At 54.3% G+C, this 15,434-nt stretch carries 14 protein-coding genes; all 14 read right to left on the bottom strand.

Annotated elements, in window-relative coordinates; translation table 11 throughout:
- Positions 1-24: 24 nt before the first annotated feature.
- The 14 genes from ftsA to mraZ are packed head-to-tail and all read right to left on the bottom strand — an operon-like array spanning position 25 to position 15,339.
- Positions 25-1,260, bottom strand: a complete 1,236-nt coding sequence (gene ftsA, locus AEST_RS02115) for a cell division protein FtsA (RefSeq protein WP_039924862.1) — start codon at positions 1,258-1,260, stop codon at positions 25-27.
- Positions 1,257-2,009 carry a cell division protein FtsQ/DivIB gene (locus AEST_RS02110; RefSeq protein ID WP_008606726.1) on the bottom strand — a complete coding sequence of 251 codons (753 nt, stop codon included), beginning with the start codon at positions 2,007-2,009 and terminating at the stop codon, positions 1,257-1,259. The genes ftsA and AEST_RS02110 overlap by 4 nt, the downstream gene beginning before the upstream one ends.
- A gap of 3 nt (positions 2,010-2,012) precedes the next feature.
- Positions 2,013-2,924 (bottom strand): D-alanine--D-alanine ligase, encoded by a 912-nt coding sequence (locus tag AEST_RS02105; protein WP_008606725.1) that lies wholly within the window; start codon positions 2,922-2,924, stop codon positions 2,013-2,015.
- A complete protein-coding gene (gene murC / locus AEST_RS02100; RefSeq protein ID WP_008606724.1) occupies positions 2,921-4,375 on the bottom strand; it encodes a UDP-N-acetylmuramate--L-alanine ligase in 1,455 nt (484 codons plus the stop codon). The genes AEST_RS02105 and murC overlap by 4 nt, the downstream gene beginning before the upstream one ends.
- On the bottom strand, positions 4,372-5,457 hold the full coding sequence (murG, locus tag AEST_RS02095; protein WP_008606723.1) for an undecaprenyldiphospho-muramoylpentapeptide beta-N-acetylglucosaminyltransferase: 1,086 nt from the start codon (positions 5,455-5,457) through the stop codon (positions 4,372-4,374). Before murG ends, murC begins: the two co-directional genes overlap by 4 nt.
- Positions 5,450-6,649: a cell division protein FtsW gene (gene ftsW / locus AEST_RS02090; RefSeq protein WP_008606722.1), complete on the bottom strand. Its 1,200-nt coding sequence runs from the start codon at positions 6,647-6,649 to the stop codon at positions 5,450-5,452. Before ftsW ends, murG begins: the two co-directional genes overlap by 8 nt.
- Positions 6,646-7,977 (bottom strand): UDP-N-acetylmuramoyl-L-alanine--D-glutamate ligase, encoded by a 1,332-nt coding sequence (gene murD, locus AEST_RS02085; protein WP_008606721.1) that lies wholly within the window; start codon positions 7,975-7,977, stop codon positions 6,646-6,648. The genes ftsW and murD overlap by 4 nt, the downstream gene beginning before the upstream one ends.
- Before the next feature lie 6 nt (positions 7,978-7,983).
- On the bottom strand, positions 7,984-9,066 hold the full coding sequence (gene mraY, locus AEST_RS02080) for a phospho-N-acetylmuramoyl-pentapeptide-transferase (RefSeq protein ID WP_008606720.1): 1,083 nt from the start codon (positions 9,064-9,066) through the stop codon (positions 7,984-7,986).
- Entirely contained in the window at positions 9,060-10,439 is a 1,380-nt protein-coding gene (locus tag AEST_RS02075) for a UDP-N-acetylmuramoyl-tripeptide--D-alanyl-D-alanine ligase (protein ID WP_008606719.1), read from the bottom strand. Before AEST_RS02075 ends, mraY begins: the two co-directional genes overlap by 7 nt.
- On the bottom strand, positions 10,436-11,890 hold the full coding sequence (locus AEST_RS02070; RefSeq protein WP_008606718.1) for a UDP-N-acetylmuramoyl-L-alanyl-D-glutamate--2,6-diaminopimelate ligase: 1,455 nt from the start codon (positions 11,888-11,890) through the stop codon (positions 10,436-10,438). The genes AEST_RS02075 and AEST_RS02070 overlap by 4 nt, the downstream gene beginning before the upstream one ends.
- Positions 11,880-13,631 carry a peptidoglycan glycosyltransferase FtsI gene (locus AEST_RS02065; RefSeq protein WP_008606717.1) on the bottom strand — a complete coding sequence of 584 codons (1,752 nt, stop codon included), beginning with the start codon at positions 13,629-13,631 and terminating at the stop codon, positions 11,880-11,882. Before AEST_RS02065 ends, AEST_RS02070 begins: the two co-directional genes overlap by 11 nt.
- Positions 13,628-13,936, bottom strand: a complete 309-nt coding sequence (gene ftsL / locus AEST_RS02060) for a cell division protein FtsL (RefSeq protein ID WP_008606716.1) — start codon at positions 13,934-13,936, stop codon at positions 13,628-13,630. Before ftsL ends, AEST_RS02065 begins: the two co-directional genes overlap by 4 nt.
- Positions 13,936-14,874 (bottom strand): 16S rRNA (cytosine(1402)-N(4))-methyltransferase RsmH, encoded by a 939-nt coding sequence (gene rsmH, locus AEST_RS02055; RefSeq protein WP_008606715.1) that lies wholly within the window; start codon positions 14,872-14,874, stop codon positions 13,936-13,938. The genes ftsL and rsmH overlap by 1 nt, the downstream gene beginning before the upstream one ends.
- Positions 14,875-15,339, bottom strand: a complete 465-nt coding sequence (gene mraZ, locus AEST_RS02050; protein ID WP_008606714.1) for a division/cell wall cluster transcriptional repressor MraZ — start codon at positions 15,337-15,339, stop codon at positions 14,875-14,877.
- Positions 15,340-15,434 lie beyond the last annotated feature (95 nt).

Raw genomic sequence — 15,434 nt, 5'->3', positions numbered from 1 at the left:
CTCTCTCCGTTTTTTTACGCTTACTTAAAATTGACCATTAAACCAGCTGCTGATCTTTTTCAGCCAGCCGCTAACAGATTCCCGGCTCTGACCGGCAGCTTTTTGCTGGCTGCGCACATCTTTGCCATAAAGTAATAAGCCAATGACGCTGGCATAAGCCGGATCACTGACATAATCCCGTAGTCCGGTAACATGCATCGGATAACCGAGTCGTACCGGCATCTGGAAAATATCTTCTGCAAACTCGACCGCACCTTCCATCTTGGCGGTACCACCGGTTAGCACCAAACCGGCAGCAATTTGCTCTTCCAAACCACTGGAGCGGATTTCTTCCAACACCAGTTCAAACAATTCCTGGTAACGCGGCTCTACCACTTCTGCCAGCGTATGACGCGACATAGAACGAGCTGGGCGGCCACCGACACTGGGTACTTCGATACTTTCTTCTTTCCCCACCATACTGCGCAGGGCACAGGCATACTGCACCTTAATGTCTTCAGCATGGCTGATTGGTGTGCGGAAAATCTTGGCAATATCGCTGGTCACCTGATTACCGGCCACCGGGATCACTGCGGTATGCCGCAGAGCACCATTGGTGAAGATGGCGATATCAATGGTACCGCCACCGATGTCAACCACGCAGACGCCGAGCTCTTTCTCATCATCAGTCAGTACCGCATAACTGGACGCCAGGGCGCTGAAAATCAGTTGATCAACCTGTAAGCCGCAACGCTCGACACACTTTTCAATATTCTTCGCCATATCATTGGCGCAGGTGATGATATGGGCACGGGCCTCCATCCGTACACCCGACATGCCAACCGGGCTTTTAATACCTTCCTGCATATCAACCGAAAACTCTTGCGGTAACACATGCAGCATCCGGCGCTCGGCAGAGATCGGTACCGACTTGGCAGCATGGATCACGCTGGCCACATCATCGGCCGTGACCTCGGTATCATTGATCGGTACCATCCCGCTTTCGTTCTGGCAGCGGATATGCTTACCGGTGATCCCCAGATACACCGAGGAGACCTGGCAATCGGCCATCAGTTCGGCCTCGTTAATGGCGCGTTGCACCGCCTGCACCACCAGGTTCAGATCGTTGACGCCACCTTTATCCATACCCCGCGAGGCATGAGTGCCGACGCCGACGATGCTTAACTGGTTGTCGGCGGTGATCTCACCCACTACCGCCTTTATCTGGGCGGTGCCGATATCCAGACCAACAATCAAATCCCGTTCTGCTGACTTTGTCATGTTTTTCTCTTAGTGTCTGTTACTGCATAGCGCACGGCAATACCCGTGTCATAACGTAAATCCACCTCAGCCATCCCGGCCTGGTGCTGTTGCATCGTCGGGTACAACTCAATAAAGCGTTGTAACCGCTTCAGCGTATCTTCGCGGCCCAGCTGCAAACTCAGGCCATCGGCCAGTTCCAGCCGCCAGGCAAAGCGTTCGGTTAAATACACTTTTTGCACATCAAACTGATGCAGCGCCATTAACTGCTGCATGCGGCCGAACATGTTCAGGGCATCCTGCTCGGTCCCATCCGGACCGTACAGCCAGGGCAAGGGTTGGTTCAGTTGTTGTATTGGGGCAGCAAACACCTGCCCTTTCTCGTTCAGTAACTGCTCACCATTCCAAATTGCTACCGGCTGCTGTTCCGTTACCACCACCACCAGCGTATCAGGCCAAAGTTTGCGCACGGCACTCTGATACACCCATGGTTGCTGTTGCAGGAACTGCTGCACCTGATCCACGTCCACCCGAAAAAAATTACCCACATATTCCTGATGCAAGCGCTGCTGCAGGCTGTTGACATCCAACTGCTGAAACTTGCCATACAACCGTACCTGCGAAATCGGCGCACTTTGTTGATCCCGTACCCAGTTGCGCACCTCGGCAATCAGATACAGTAAAAACAATATCGAACAGACAAAGAACACCAGGCCCAGCACAAACTCGGTGCGGCTGCGTGGTGTGATCTGCGTCTGCTCAGCTTTCATCCATTAGCTCCGGGCGCTGTCAGCTTGTTGTAAAATCGCCAGTACTAATTGCTGGAAGCTATAACCGGCCGCCTTGGCCGCCATAGGTACCAGCGATTTCTCAGTCATTCCCGGTACAGTGTTCACTTCCAGTAAATAGTGCTGTCCGCTCTGATCCAGCATCAGATCAACCCTACCCCAGCCACTGGCACCTACCGCTTTAAAAGCGGCCAGCGCGCTTTGCTGCATTGCCGCGGTAAGCTCCGCCGTCAATGGCGCCGGACACAGATACTCGGTACTATTGGCCTGATATTTGGCTTCGTAATCATAAAACGCGCGCGGCGTGCGCATTTCAACTATCGGTAATACCTGGTCATTTAAAATGGCAATGGTAAATTCCCGGCCGTCAATCCAACGCTCAACCAGCACTTCCTGATCATATTGATGGGCGGTGGCGATAGCCGTTGCCAGCTCCGCCGCATTGCTGGCCGCACTCATGCCAATGCTGGAGCCTTCATTAGCAGGTTTAACCATCACCTTACCGCCGAGCTGTTGCAACATGGCGGCATAATCGGTATCGCCCGGACGCACTACTAAGAAAGGTGCTGTTGGTAAGCCCTGCGCCTGAAACAGCCATTTACAGCGAATTTTATCCATCGCCAGCGCTGAGCCCAGCACGCCGCTGCCGGTATAGGGTAATCCCAGTTGCTGTAAAGCACCTTGCATGGTGCCATCTTCACCACCACGACCATGTAGCACGATAAAGACTTTATCGGCGCTCAGGCTGGCCAGTGGTTGTTCCTTCGGATCAAAAGCAAAGGCATTGATACCGGCATCCTGCAACGCCGCTAATACTGCCTTACCGGAGCGCAGCGACACCTCGCGCTCTGCCGAGCGGCCACCAAACATCACGGCAACTTTTGCATTCTGGCTCATTGCGCAGCTCCTTTGGTTGCTTTTAACTGTTCAATATCGAGTTGCATGGCAGCCAGCTGTTTCACCAGGCTACCAATATTGCCGGCACCTTGTGTCAGCACCACATCACCATCCTGTAATACTTCTGCCAGACTGGCTGCCAAATCTGCCGGTTGTGCAACATAGATCGGCTCCAGTTGGCCACGGGCGCGAATAGAGCGCGCCAGGCTGCGACTGTCAGCGCCAGCTATCGGTGCTTCACCGGCAGCATACACTTCCAGCAGCAACAACGTATCCACTTCTGACAGAACCCGGGCAAAGTCATCATAGAGATCACGGGTGCGGGTATAGCGGTGTGGCTGATAACACATTACCAGACGGCGCTGGGGCCAGGCACTGCGCACAGCAGCAACAGTAGCGGCCACTTCGGTCGGGTGATGACCATAATCATCTAACAGCAGCACCTTACCACGGCCGGTATCAAATTCGCCGTATTGTTGAAAACGCCGGCCTATGCCTTCGAATTTACTTAATGCCGCCAGAATTGCCTGCTCTGCAATGCCCTCATCCTGCGCCAGCGCAAATACCGCTGTGGCATTGAGTGCATTATGCCGGCCCGGTAAATTCAGACTGATCTCACGCTGATTGCCGGCCGGATCGGTGATCACAAATTGGCTGCGGGTACCTTGCTGGCTAAATTCACTGATCCGGTAATCCGCATCTTCGCTAAAGCCATAGGTCAGCACAGTACGACCAATTTGCGGGATCAGGCCGCGTAGCACCGCATCATCCAGGCAGACAACCGCTAAGCCGTAAAACGGCAGATTATGCAAAAACTCCAGGTAAGTGGCTTTTAGCTTCTCAAAGTCACCCTGATAGGTATCCATATGGTCGGCTTCGATATTAGTAATTACCGTCGCCATCGGCTGTAAATGTAAAAAGGAGGCATCACTTTCGTCGGCTTCGGCAATCAGATAGCGCCCGGCGCCAAGCCGGGCGTTAGAGCCGGCAGAATTTAACAAGCCACCAATCACAAAGGTCGGATCGGCACCGGCTTCAGCAAAAACAGACGCCATTAAACTGGTGGTCGTGGTTTTACCGTGCGTGCCGGCGATGGCGATGCCATGGCGAAAGCGCATCAATTCACCTAACATTTCTGCCCGGCGCACCACCGGGATCCGCTGTTCGCGCGCCGCAGCCACCTCCGGGTTTTCCTGTTTGATGGCGCTGGAAACCACCACCACACTGGCGCCCTGGACATGACTGGCGGCATGACCAAACACTATCTCAGCCCCCAGGCTGATTAAACGCTCGGTTACTGCACCTGGTGCGATATCAGAGCCGCTGACTTTATAGCCTTCGTTTAGCAGCACCTCGGCAATACCGCCCATACCGGCGCCACCGATGCCAACAAAATGGATCCGTTCGACCCGGCGCATGGCCTGTTTTTTCTGTTGCAGTGTCGTAATCATACTACTTGTCCTGTTACTTGCCGGCATAAGGTCACCACCTCTGCCGCTGCATTATCGAGCGCAAAAGCCCGGGCTTTATCTGCCCGGCGCTGCAGCTCGGTTTTATCTGTTAAAGCGCCGGCCAGTAATGGCACTATACCCGGCTGTGTCAGCTGATTTTGCGGTACTAGCCAGGCAGCATCGACACTGGTCAGACTACGCGCATTGGCGGTCTGATGATCGTCAATGGCGGTGGGCAGCGGCACAAAGATGGCGGCAATGCCGGCGGCGGCCACTTCACTTACCGTCAGTGCACCAGCGCGGCAAATCACCACATCGGCCCAGCGATAGGCAGCGGCCATATCTTTGATAAAGGCCTCAACTTCAACCGTCATGCCAAGCTGACGTAGTGGTTGGTAAGCGGCATCGACCGTATCGCGCATGGCTTCACCTGTCTGGTGCCAGACCGCAACTTGCCCCTGCCTAGCCAGCTGCGCCAGTTGCGCTGGTAATTGTTCATTCAGCGCTTTGGCGCCGAGGCTGCCTCCGACCACCAGTACCCGCAGCTCGGGATTCTGTTGCCGGCCAAGACGGCAATTAATCACTTCATTGCGTACCGGATTGCCAACCAGCTGCTGTTTCACCGACTCGGCAAAGGCCTGCGGAAAGGCTACCAGCACCTTAACGGCGAGCTGTGCCAACAGTTTATTAGTGCTGCCCGGTACCGCATTCTGCTCGTGGATCAACAAGGGGATGCCGCTTAAGCGTGCCGCCAGACCACCAGGACCACTGGCATAACCACCAAAGCCCAATACCAGTGTCGGTTGCAATTGTTTAACCAGGCGTTTGGCCTGCAGCAGTGCTTTGACCAGCATCCAGGGTGCCAGCAACTTACTGCGCCAACCTTTACCGCGTAACCCAGCCACCTCAATCGGGTAAAAGGGTAAACCGAATTCCGGCACCAGCCGTGCTTCCATCCGATCTGCAGTACCGAGCCAGGCGATGTCCCAACCATCGGCCTGCAGCGCTCTGGCCACCGCCAGCGCCGGGAAAATATGGCCACCGGTACCACCGGCCATAATCAGTGCCAGAGGTTTAGTCATGCTTACCTCCACTCACTGCTTGTTTACCCTGTAATCTGACTTCAAAATCAATCCGCAGCAGCAAGGCTGCAGCCATCAGCATAATAATCAGGCTACTGCCACCATAGCTGACAAAGGGCAAGGTCATACCTTTGGTTGGTAGCAAACCACTGGCCATACCGGCATTGACCGCCGTTTGAAAGCCAATCCAGATCGCCAGGGCGTAGGCCAGAAAACCATGGAAACTCATGCCTTTTTGTAGCGCCCGGCTGCCCATCAATAAAGCGCGGAATACCATCAGGAACAACAGGCTGAGGAGCAACGCCACACCGAAGAAACCGGTTTCTTCGGCAATCACCGAAATAATAAAGTCGGTATGGGCTTCCGGCAGGTATTCCAGCTTCTGAATACTGTTACCCAGCCCCTGACCAGACCAGCCGCCACGGCCAAAGGCCATTAACGACTGGGTTAACTGATAGCCGCTGCCAAAAGGATCGGCCCAGGGATCGAGGAAGGCCGTCACCCGACGCCAGCGATACTCGCTGTAAAATATCAACACCGCGATCGCCGCCAGACCGGTGAGGATCAGTGCAATAAACTGCCAGAGCTTGGCACCGGCCAAAAACAACAGCACTACCGCCGTCGCAAACATCACGATAACGGTTCCTAAGTCAGGCTGCATCAGCAGTAACACCGCCACGACAAACAGCATAAGCAGTGGCTTTAAAAAACCCATCAGGTTTTCCCGTACTTCTTCATGCCGGCGCACCAGATAGCTGGCCAGGTAGGAGAAAAAGAATAACTTCGCCGGCTCAGCACCCTGAATATTAATCGGGCCTAACGCCAGCCAACGGGTAGAACCATTGACGTTTTTACCAAAAATCAATACCGCAACCAGTAAGGCCAGGGCAGCAAATAACAGCTGCATATTGTAAGTGTGCCAGAAACTGACCGGTAAACGGGTCACGACATAGGCTGCGGTAAAACCCATCACCATATAAATTAAATGCCGGATGGTAAAGTGCAGCGGATTGCCATAGAGCCGCTCTGCTACCGGGATCGAGGCACTGGTCACCATCACCAGACCAAAGGCCAGCACCAGCAGCAATGCGGTCAGGAACACATTGTCAAAGGTGCCCTCGTCTCGGGCTTGCCACCAGGCATCCAAACGTGGCAAGGGGTTAAAACGTGCTGGCAGGGTTAAGGCTTTCATGGCTTTAACTCCCGGACTGCAGCCGCGAACTGCTCACCGCGATCGGCATAACTTTTAAACATATCCAGGCTGGCGCAGGCCGGCGACAACAACACCATATCACCGGGTTTCGTCAGACTGGCCGCTGTTTTTACCGCCTGCTGCAGCGTTTTTACCTGAATGCTGTCAGGTAACAGTGCCGCAAGCGCCGGACCATCCTGCCCCAGCGTAATCAGTTGCTGCACATCGCGCTGCAGCGCCGGTTGCAATTCAGTCAGATCAGCGCCCTTGGCATCACCGCCGGCAATCAGGATCAGCTTGCCTTTGACACTGCTACGCAGTCCGGCCAACGCAGCCAGGGTTGCGCCGATATTGGTGCCCTTGGAATCGTTGACCCAGCGTACGCCGTTTCGCTCCAGCACCAGCTCACAACGATGCGCCAGGCCACGGAAGGTTTTTAATGTGGTGGCAATCGCCTCGCGGCTGGCACCTGCCGCTAAAGCTAAGGCTGCAGCAGCCAGCGCATTAAACTGGTTATGTTTGCCAAATAAACTCAGCTCAGATACCGGCAACAATGGCGCCCCGGCGACCAGCAGATACTCCTGCTGCTGATGCTGCACTATACCATAGCCACTGCCGGTATCCTGTAAGCTCAAACCAAGCCGTGGCCCGGAGGTTGCCGGCAGCGTCAGGTTATCTTCCGCGTTGTAAACCGCCAACGCGCTGTGCTGATAAATACGTTGCTTGGCGGCAGCGTAATCGGCCAAATCGTTATAGCGGTCGAGGTGGTCGGCACTGACATTCAGGTTAGCCGCGGCAACGAGCTGTAAACTGTCGGTTGTTTCCAGCTGAAAGCTGGATAATTCCAGCACATAGACCTCTGCGCTTGGCTCCGCCAGCGCATCCAATACCGGCAAACCGATATTGCCAGCGGCCAGCGCTTTGATACCACTTTGCTGTAACATCGCTTCGGTCAGGCGGGTGACGGTAGATTTGCCATTAGAACCTGTTATTGCCACCACAGGTTTAGTGTTGAAACGGGCAAAGAGTTCGACATCCCCCAGCACTGTCGCACCCTGCAGGCGGGCAAAACGCAGCGCCGGATGCTTAACTGATAAGCCGGGGCTGACAATAATCAGCTCCATCTGTGCCAGACGGTTGGCATCTAGCTCACCTAAATAGATACCATCTACCTTTTCCGGTGCGATCTGTTCCAGCCCGGCCGGTTGCTTACGGGTATCCATTAACACCGGCTTCAGACCTTTTGACAGCAAAAAACGCACCGTGGCCAGACCTGATTGGCCCAGCCCGACGACAGCGATACGTTTAGCAGTCAACAAATCTGGCATAACTTCTTATCTCAGTTTCAGGGTGGCTAACCCTACCAGCACAAAGATGATCGACAGGATCCAGAAGCGCACGATCACCCGTGGCTCCGGCCAGCCCTTTAATTCGTAATGGTGATGGATTGGCGCCATCCGGAAAATCCGCTGTTTGCGCAGTTTGTAGGAGCCCACTTGCAGGATCACCGACAGGGTTTCCATCACAAAGATCCCGCCCATAATAAACAGCACGATTTCTTGCCGTACCAGAATGGCAATCACGCCAAGCACCGCACCCAGCGCTAGGGAACCGACATCGCCCATAAACACCAGCGCCGGGTAGGTGTTAAACCAAAGGAAACCTAAACCTGCACCAATAAGGGCGGCGCAGAACACGACCAGCTCCCCGGCATAAGGTAGGAAAGGAATATTCAGATAGTTGGCAAAGTTCACGTTACCGCTGGCATAGGCAATAATGGCAAAGGCGCCGGCGACCATAATAGTCGGCACTATGGCCAGACCATCCAGACCGTCGGTCAGATTGACGGCATTACTGGTGCCGACAATCACAAAATAGGCCAACGCAATAAACAGTAAGCCCAGCTGTGGCATCACCTCTTTGAAAAAAGGCAATAGCAGCGCAGTTTCTGCCGGCCGCTCAGCCGTGGCATAAAGGAAAAACGCGGTTAACAGCGCAAATACCGATTGCCAGAAGTACTTCCAGCGCGCGATCAGACCCTTGGGATCCTTGCGGATCACTTTGCGGTAATCATCAATAAAGCCGATGGTGCCAAAGCTGACCAGCACAAACAGCACCACCCAGATGTATTTATTGCTCAGGTTGGCCCATAACAAGGTAGAAATCAGAATTGAACCCAGGATCAACAGTCCGCCCATCGTCGGGGTGCCTTTCTTCGAGAAATGGCTCTCCGGACCGTCATTGCGTACTACCTGCCCAATCTGCATCCGCTGCAAGGCGGCGATCAGCTTGGGCCCAAGGTACAGGCTGAGTAACAAGGCGGTTAATACGCCCAAAATCGCCCGGAATGTCAGATAACTGATCACATTAAAGGCGCTGATATACTGTGTTAAATACTCTGCTAACCACACTAACATGGCTGAGTCTCCTGCTGACAACGTTCTAGCAAGTCCTGTACAACCTTTTCCATTCTCGCGCTGCGTGAACCTTTCACCAGGAGCGTAACGTCTTGTTGACCGGCAATGATTGGCAGCAAATGCTCGACCAGCGTTTGCTGTTGACTAAAATGGGCACCAGTAACACCAAAGCGGTCACTGGCGCTCTGTGATAACACACCAACAGTGAATAACAGATTAATACCGGCTTTTTTGGCATAGTCGCCAATCTGTTCGTGGTATAAACGGGCGTCAGCACCCAACTCCCCCATATCACCGAGTAACAGGCCACGGAAGCCAGAATAGCTGGCCAGCAAGTCAATGGCCGCTTTTACTGATTCCACATTCGCATTGTAGGTATCGTCAATAATTTTCAGACCGGCTTTGGGCGTCAGCAAATTAGTACGGCCTTTAACCGCTTGCATCCCGAGCAGGCCGCGCTGTACTTGCTGTAAATTCAGGCCCAGTCCGAGGGCGGCTGCCGCAGCGGCCAGCGCATTAGCAACATTATGCCGGCCGGGGATTTTCAGCTGGATTTGCGCGTTGCCCTGCGGGCTATGTAACAGAAAATGCGCACAACCACTGGCATCCAGACGAATGTCAGAGGCATAAAAATCTGCTGCCGGATTTTGTAAACTAAAGGTCTGGCAGGCTTGCTGTCTGACCTGCGCCAGCCAGTAATCGCTAAAATCACTGTCCAGTGACACTACGGCGCTGCCGGTATCGGTTAAACCACTGTAAATTTCTGCTTTAGCACGGGCTACGCCATAAACGTCGCCAAAGCCCTCCAGATGCGATGCGGCGGCATTGGTGATCAAGGCGACATCCGGCTTCACCAGCGCCGTGGTATAAGCTACCTCGCCGGGATGGTTGGCCCCCAGTTCAAGTACCGCATATTGGTGTTCCGGCATTAACCGCAATAGGGTCAGGGGCACACCGATGTCATTATTAAAATTACCCGCAGTCGCCAATACCGGTCCTTGCTGGCTTAGGATCGCTGCCAGCATTTCTTTTACCGTGGTTTTACCGGCACTACCGGTAATCGCCACCGTTTTTGGCGCCAGCCGTTGTTTCAGGGCCGCGCCAATCTGCCCCAAAGCTATGCGGCCATCCGGTACCAGAATATAAGGCAGGGCAACCGGCGGCTGTTGATTGCAAATCAGCGCTACCGCACCCTTTGCCGCCACCTCAGCTAAAAACTGATTGCCATCAAAATTCGGGCCCTTTAACGCCAAAAACAGCGCTGCACCTTCCAGGGTGCGGCTGTCGGTGCTGATGCTTTCAATCAGCCGGTCTTCGCCGACTAATGGGGCCTGCAGAATGGTTGCCAACTCGGATAAATGGAGCGGGATCATAGGGCCATCTCCCGTTGCAGTTGCTGCACATAGGCGCGTTCGTCATAGTGCAGCGCAGTCTGGCCAATAATTTGCTCGGTTTCATGGCCCTTACCGGCAAGCAGCACTATGTCGCCAGCCTGAGCCTGCGCCACTGCTAACTTAATGGCAGAACGGCGATCCGGCTCCAGCACATAACAGTGATCATTACTAAAGCCGGCAGCGATATCCTGCAATATCTGCAGCGGATCTTCGGTACGCGGGTTATCCGAAGTCAGAATCACATGATCAGATAACAGCTCAGCAAGTTGCCCCATCAAAGGTCTCTTGCCTTTGTCGCGATCACCACCACAGCCAAAGACGGTCCACAGATGGTTACTGCAGTGGGCGCGCAGCGCCAGTAAGGTTTGCCGCAATGCATCCGGGGTATGGGCATAATCGACTACTACAGTGGCGCCGGTTTTAAACGGAAATTGCTCCATCCGCCCGGCGACAGCTTTCAGCTTGGCGGCTGCCTGTAACAGTGCGGCTAATGGCTGCCCCAGCGCCTGCAGACAACGTATCGCCGCCAGCGCATTCTGCACATTAAATTCGCCTAGTAGCGGTAATTGCAACTGATAATGCACACCGTCAGCCTGTAGCTCGCAGTAAATGCCTTGCTCATTTGGCGCCGCGCACTGATAGGTCAGAGCGGCAGGGTCGTTACAGTCCGCGGTTTTGCCATAAGCAAACACCGGGATCTGGCAATTGGTGGCATAGATGCGACCGGTTTCATCAGACAGATTCAGCACCGCCAACCGGCTTTGCGACTGTTGAAACAATAATGCTTTAGCCTCAGCATAGGCCTGCATACTACCGTGATAATCCAGATGATCCCGGCTCAGGTTAGTGAAGACGGCGGCCGCGAACTCCAGGCCGGCAACCCGCTGCTGCACTAAGGCATGAGATGACACCTCCATCGCCACCAGACATACACCACTGGCCAGCATTTCGGCGAAAATCCGCTGCAAATCAACAAAGTGCGGCGTGGTATTTTTTAATGGCGTTAATTGCTGCCAGGAACCATAGCCGAGGGTACCGATAATGGCGCTTTTCAGTCCAAGCTGCTCTGCCAACTGCGCGATAAAACTGCAGACCGAGGACTTACCATTAGTGCCGGTCACTCCCACCAACGTCAGCTGTTGTTGCGGGTGACCATAGAAACTGGCTGCCAACTCGGGTAACACTGTATTCAGCTCGGGTAATACCTGAATCCGCGGATCGCTGTAACTACCGGTATGGGTAAGTACCAGGGCTGCGCCTTGTGCCAGCGCCTGACTGATAAAATGCTGACCATCGGTATGGGTACCCGGCAGGGCAATAAAGACATCATTTGTTTGCACCTGACGGCTATCAATGCGCAAATCCGCCAGTGTGCACTCCGGCACCTGGGGGCACTGCGCTGCTAACCAGACTTTACTGTTAACCGGCATTTTGTGTACTCCTTACGGCAGAGATCCTGGGCCGGCTTTGCGCATCCGGCGGTAAGTTCAGTAACTGCATGGCAGCACCCATAATCTGGGAAAATACCGGGGCCGCGATTTCACCACCGTGGTAGAAATCACCGGCCGGCTCGTTAATCACCACCACTGTTACCAAGCGTGGATTACTGATTGGGCCAACACCGGCAAAGGAGGCGATATAGTCATTACCGTAACCACCAGCGACGGCTTTACGGGCAGTACCGGTTTTGCCACCGACGCGGTAACCCGGAATTTGTGCCCGGGTTGCAGTGCCGCCGGGCGCAATACTGCTTTCCATCATTTCTAACATCGCCAGCGCATATTCTTGTTTTAATACCCGCTCACCTGGTTCAGGCTGCTCCACTTTCAGAATGCTCAGTGGCCGGTTGACCCCGCCATTGCCAATGGTGGCATAGGCTCTGGCCAGCTGTACTGCAGTGACGGATAAGCCATAGCCATAAGAGAAGGTGGCGCGTTCAAAATCAGACCAACGCTGACGGAAACTGAAAATACCGCTACTTTCGCCGGTTAGGCCGGTGCCGGTATCCTGACCCAGGCCCAGATTACTGTATAAGCCAATGACATTTTGATGCGGGATCTGTAACACCAGACGGGCCACGCCCATATTACTGGACTTTTGAATGATACCGCCCAGGCTCAAGCTGCCATAGTTATTCGGATCCCGCACCCAGCTGCCGCCAATCCGCATTACGCCGGGGCTAACATCGACCATGCTATCCAATTTGGCGTTGCCAAATTCCAGCGCACTGAGTACCGCCAGTGGTTTCATCGTAGAACCGGGCTCAAAGGTATCGGTGATGGCGCGATTGCGGAAACGATGCACCGGCGTATTGCGGCGGTTATTCGGGTTAAACGACGGGCTGTTGACCATCGCCAGGATCTCGCCGGTATGCACATCGACCACCACGGCAGAGCCGGAAGCTGCGCCATGCGCCAGCACGGCTTTTTTCAGCTCGCGATAAGCGACCGCCTGGATCCGCTGATCGATACTCAGCACAACATCCGCCGGCTCCTGTGACGCTTCACGCTCCAGCACTTCAATTTCGCGGCCTTTGGCGTCTTTACGAAACACTTTGCGCCCGGCGGTACCGGTTAATAAGTCGTTAAACCGCTTCTCGATACCCTCAACACCGACATCGTCAATATTGGTAAAACCAATCAACTGCGCTGCAACTTCTCCCGCCGGATAAAAGCGCCGCGATTCCTGACGGAAGTGGATTCCAGGCACCTTTAATTTGCGCACATACTCCACTACGGCAGGATTTACCTGACGCTGCAAATAGACAAAGCGCCGACTCGGGTTATCACCAATCCGCTGTAATAATTGTTGCGGCGTCATTTGCAGAATTTCAGCCAGCGCATGCCAGCGCCGTTCATCGGCTGCGGCATTGCGTTCGATCACTTCTTTCGGATCGGCCCAGATCGCCTCCACCGGCACGCTGACCGCTAACGCCTGGCCATGCCGATCGAGGATCATACCGCGCATCACCTTGTCGGATTCAATCCGTAAGGTACGCAGGTCGCCCTGAGTGACCAACATATCCGGCTCCAGCACTTGCAACCAGGCTGCGCGGGCAACCAGTGCCACAAAGACCGCGCTTAAGCTGAGCATCACAAAAGCAAACCGCCAACCCAACACTGTCGGGTGCTTCCTGGTTTTTGCCTGGGCTTTCGCTACGGGCCGCTTCATGGTTGCCTCACCGTGATATCCCGATTGCCGCTCGGTCTTTCCATATTCAGTTGCCGGCGGGCAATTTCTTCCACCCGGCTATGCTCGGCCAGCGCCCGCTGCTCCAGCAACAGGTTGCGCCACTCGGTATCCAGCTGATCACGCTGCTGGTAATTCTGATCCTGCTGGATCGTTAATTGCCGGTTTAAATGCGCCATCTGCACCACGGCCAGGCCGGTTAACACACAAGCCAATAACAACAACAGCACCAGCTTGCGCTGCTGCCATTGTTGTCTGATTTGAGTAGATAACCGGATCTCGCTCATCAGCCAGTCCTCTCAGCGATCCGTAGCACCGCACTACGGGCGCGCGGGTTGACCGCCAATTCAGCATCAGATGGCATGATGGCCTTGCCGATCAGTTTTAACGGCACCTCTTGTTGCAGCTGGGCATTCGTCAGCGGCAAACCACGCGGCACCGCTTCAGGCTTGGAATGACGCCGCATAAACTGTTTCACCAGCCGATCCTCCAGCGAGTGAAAGCTGATGACACACAGGCGGCCAGCGGGTTTAAGTGCCGCCATAGCGCCCTGCAGTGCCAGATTCACTTGCTCCAGCTCACTGTTGATATAGATGCGGATCGCCTGAAAGCTGCGGGTAGCCGGGTGCTTTTTCTCTTTGGCACTCTTGGGCACCGCGCGGCTAATCAGGTCAGCCAGCTGGCCGGTACGGGTTAACGGCTGCTCGGCGCGGCTATTAACAATGCTGTTGGCAATGCGCCAGGCAAACTTTTCTTCGCCATATTCACGCAACACAAAACTGATATCTTCAACATCAGCACTGGCTAACCACTCGGCGGCTGACAAACCACTGGTCGGATCCATTCGCATATCCAGTGGACCATCACGCATAAAACTAAAACCACGCTCAGCTTCATCCAGTTGTGGGGAAGAAACGCCAAGATCCAATAAAATACCGTCGATTTTGCCAAAAATAGCCAGAGATTCGGCAATGTTCGCCAGGGCGGCAAAGGGGCTGTGGGTGATATGAAAACGCGCATCAGCTTGCAGTGGGGCTGCGGCAGCGATGGCGGCAGGATCGCGATCTATGGCATACAGCCGGCCTTGCGGGCCCAGCTGTTTCAGGATTTCCCGGCTGTGACCACCGCGGCCGAAGGTGCCATCCAGATAGATGCCATCAGCCTTGATCGCCAGGCCTGTCAACGTTTCCGCCAACAGTACCGAAATATGCTCAGTTGTGGTCATTTACAGTACAAAATCCTGTAAGCGTTCGGATAACTCCACCGAGCCAGCTTGCGCCTGTTCCAGCTCAATATCAGCGGCCAGACGGTCTTGCCAGGTGGTTTCATCCCAGATTTCAAATTTATTGAGTTGGCCCACCAAACGGATATTTTTGCCCAGGCTGGCATGCTGCCTTAAAAAGGCTGGCAGCAGGATCCGGCCGCTTTTATCCATATCGCATTCGGTGGCGTTACCCAGCAAAATGCGCTGTAAACGGCGCTCCTGCGGGTTCAAACTGGAGAGTGACTGCAATTTTTCTTCGATTTCTTCCCACTCTGCCAGCGGAAACAGTAATAAACAGGGATCATGCAGGTCGATGGTACAGATCAATTGCCCCTGATTTTCAGACAAAAGGCGGTCGCGGTAACGCGCTGGCAGCGCTAACCGGCCCTTGTCATCTAATGTCAGTGTGAATGATCCACGAAACATCGTTGTTTGCCTGTATTAAGTGTTAACGGTCGTTAAAGTGGCGCTAAATGGCGTGGCAGTGACACCTTAGTTATCCCACTAAGCGCGTTCTGCAC

It is taken from the genome of Alishewanella aestuarii B11 (assembly GCF_000280055.1).
GTDB classification, from domain to species: Bacteria; Pseudomonadota; Gammaproteobacteria; order Enterobacterales; family Alteromonadaceae; genus Alishewanella; species Alishewanella aestuarii.
This window is presented reverse-complemented; position numbering and strand designations above follow the sequence as displayed.

Excerpts from the sequence above, each read along its gene's own strand:
- AEST_RS02070 (WP_008606718.1), bottom strand. The coding sequence starts at position 11,890 with ATGCCGGTTAACAGTAAAGTCTGGTTAGCAGCGCAGTGCCCCCAGGTG.
- mraY (WP_008606720.1), bottom strand. The coding sequence starts at position 9,066 with ATGTTAGTGTGGTTAGCAGAGTATTTAACACAGTATATCAGCGCCTTT.
- ftsL (WP_008606716.1), bottom strand. The coding sequence starts at position 13,936 with ATGAGCGAGATCCGGTTATCTACTCAAATCAGACAACAATGGCAGCAG.
- AEST_RS02110 (WP_008606726.1), bottom strand. The coding sequence starts at position 2,009 with ATGAAAGCTGAGCAGACGCAGATCACACCACGCAGCCGCACCGAGTTT.
- murD (WP_008606721.1), bottom strand. The coding sequence starts at position 7,977 with ATGCCAGATTTGTTGACTGCTAAACGTATCGCTGTCGTCGGGCTGGGC.
- AEST_RS02105 (WP_008606725.1), bottom strand. The coding sequence starts at position 2,924 with ATGAGCCAGAATGCAAAAGTTGCCGTGATGTTTGGTGGCCGCTCGGCA.
- ftsA (WP_039924862.1), bottom strand. The coding sequence starts at position 1,260 with ATGACAAAGTCAGCAGAACGGGATTTGATTGTTGGTCTGGATATCGGC.
- murG (WP_008606723.1), bottom strand. The coding sequence starts at position 5,457 with ATGACTAAACCTCTGGCACTGATTATGGCCGGTGGTACCGGTGGCCAT.
- ftsW (WP_008606722.1), bottom strand. The coding sequence starts at position 6,649 with ATGAAAGCCTTAACCCTGCCAGCACGTTTTAACCCCTTGCCACGTTTG.
- mraZ (WP_008606714.1), bottom strand. The coding sequence starts at position 15,339 with ATGTTTCGTGGATCATTCACACTGACATTAGATGACAAGGGCCGGTTA.
- AEST_RS02065 (WP_008606717.1), bottom strand. The coding sequence starts at position 13,631 with ATGAAGCGGCCCGTAGCGAAAGCCCAGGCAAAAACCAGGAAGCACCCG.
- AEST_RS02075 (WP_008606719.1), bottom strand. The coding sequence starts at position 10,439 with ATGATCCCGCTCCATTTATCCGAGTTGGCAACCATTCTGCAGGCCCCA.
- murC (WP_008606724.1), bottom strand. The coding sequence starts at position 4,375 with ATGATTACGACACTGCAACAGAAAAAACAGGCCATGCGCCGGGTCGAA.
- rsmH (WP_008606715.1), bottom strand. The coding sequence starts at position 14,874 with ATGACCACAACTGAGCATATTTCGGTACTGTTGGCGGAAACGTTGACA.